This window comes from Dietzia sp. (genome assembly GCF_036741115.1).
Classification (GTDB): domain Bacteria; phylum Actinomycetota; class Actinomycetes; order Mycobacteriales; family Mycobacteriaceae; genus Dietzia.
This window is the reverse complement of sequence record NZ_DAINST010000087.1, coordinates 1-2,039: the sequence shown is the minus strand read 5'-3', so window position 1 is coordinate 2,039 and position 2,039 is coordinate 1. Positions and strand designations below refer to the sequence as shown.

2 protein-coding genes are annotated in these 2,039 nt (G+C 67.7%); both read left to right on the top strand.

Features of this window, described 5'->3' with window-relative positions:
- Positions 1–498: 498 nt before the first annotated feature.
- A complete protein-coding gene (gene rimP, locus V7E05_RS12040) occupies positions 499–1,041 on the top strand; it encodes a ribosome maturation factor RimP (RefSeq protein ID WP_333619891.1) in 543 nt (180 codons plus the stop codon).
- Between the two features lie 84 nt (positions 1,042–1,125).
- Positions 1,126–2,039: transcription termination factor NusA (gene nusA, locus V7E05_RS12035; RefSeq protein WP_333619890.1), on the top strand; the 914-nt coding region annotated here is incomplete at its 3' end.

Genomic DNA, 2,039 nt, shown 5'->3' with positions numbered 1-2,039 from the left:
GAGCGGATGAGCGCGAGGTCCGCGACGGCGGTACGCCACGGCGCGATCAGCGGGTACTCGGCTTCCTTACCCCGCTGCGGTATGCACGCCGAGAGAGGGACGATAGCCATGGCCCCCACCGCGGCGACACGGAACAGGTCGCGGCGACCGAGCGCCCACCGCTGCGGCAAGCCTCTCGTCCCCGTCGCCCGTTCGACCTCAGCCACCTCGGTTTCGCCCCCGCTTTCTGCTTTCGTCTCGCCGTGCGTGTGTCGCGTGCCTATCGCGCACGAGCGTGCGCAGCGCCGGCGCCGCGCGACTGGTTCGCGCCGGACTCTCCCCATCTTTGTACAGATCCGGCTGTGGCCGCGGGTGCAGGCGGGGCCGCGACGGTAGGATCCGGGTCCGACAGGGTCCGCGAGCGTGCGCCAGCATGGCAGAGCCCGGAGGGCGAGTCCACAGTTCCCGGCGGGCGGACCGGAACCGTTGCACAGCAGACATCACGAAAGGCGGGGAACAGTGATCCTCAACGAGGACGACCGCAGCACCATCGACCGCATCGTCGGCGAGTTCGGCCTCGAGGTGGACTCGATTGAGGAAAAGGCCTCGGCGTCCGGGTCGGGGACAGTCGACGTCACCGTCGTCGTCGACTCCGACTCGCCGTTCGGACTCGACGAACTCGCCGAGGTCTCCAATGCGCTCGACGGCCCCGCGCAAACGTGGGGGAACCCGGCGCAGAAGATCGTCCTCGAGGTCACGAGCCGCGGCGTGGACACCCCGCTCGAAACGGCGAAGCAGTGGCGGCGTAACCGTTCCAGGAAGGTGCGGGTGCGCCTCGCCGAGGACGCGCAGGCGCCCGCCGTCATCGGCGATAATGGGCCGACGTTCGACGCCCGCATCGGCGACGTCGACCAAGAGGCGGGCCGCGTTTGGCTGGTGATCCGACGCGGAAAGAAGCTCGAGGCGCAGTGGGCCGACCTCGCCGGTATAGACGAGGCCGTCGTGCAGGTAGAGTTTTCCTCTCCACCCCAGGACGAACTCGACCTGTTGGTGGCAGAGTAGAAAAACAGCCAGCCAGCCGGCTCGGGCCCGGCGCGATCCGCCCGGGGCCCGGTCCGAGAACCACTCCAGGAGAAGCACGCGGCAATGAATATCGACATGACGGCCCTTAAGCTGCTGAGCGCTGAACGGGAAATCTCTCTCGAGGACCTTCTTGTCACTCTGGAAAATGCTCTCCTGTCGGCCTACCAGCACACACCCGAGGCCAAGCGCCCGGCTCGCGTGGAGATCAACCGGAAAGCGGGCTCGGTCCGTGTGCTCGTCGGCGAGCTCGACGACGAAGGCAATCAGATCGGCGAGTTCGACGACACGCCGGATGATTTCGGCCGCGTTGCCGCGACGACGGCCCGCCAGATCATCATGAACCGCCTTCGCGAGGCCGAGTCGGCGAAGACCTACGACGAGTTCCACACCCGCGAGGGAGAGATCATCTCGGGGGTCATCCAGTCCGATGCGCGCGCCAACGAGCGAGGCATCGTCATCGTCCGCGTCGGCCCGGAGAACGCCGGAACGGAGGGCACGCTCATGCCCTCCGAGCAGGTGCCTGGCGAGGAGTACAAGCACGGCGAGCGGATCAAGTGCTACGTCGTGGGGGTCACCAAGGGGCAGCGCTCCACGTCGATCTCGCTGTCGCGCACGCACCCGGACCTCGTCCGCGGCCTGTTCCGGCTTGAGGTGCCGGAGATCGAGGACAACTCGGTGGAGATCTCCTCGATCGCGCGAGAGGCGGGGCACCGTTCGAAGATCGCCGTGCGCGCGCACGTCGACGGGCTCAACGCCAAGGGCGCGTGCATCGGCCCCATGGGGCAGCGCGTCCGAAACGTCATGGCCGAGCTCGGCGGCGAGAAGATCGACATCATCGACTGGGACGCGGACCCGGCCGTCTTCGTGGGCAATGCGCTGTCGCCGTCGAAGGTGGTCTCGGTCGAGGTCGTCGACGCGGTCAACCGCGCGGCTCGCGTCGTCGTGCCCGATTACCAGCTTTCCCTCGCGATCGGCAA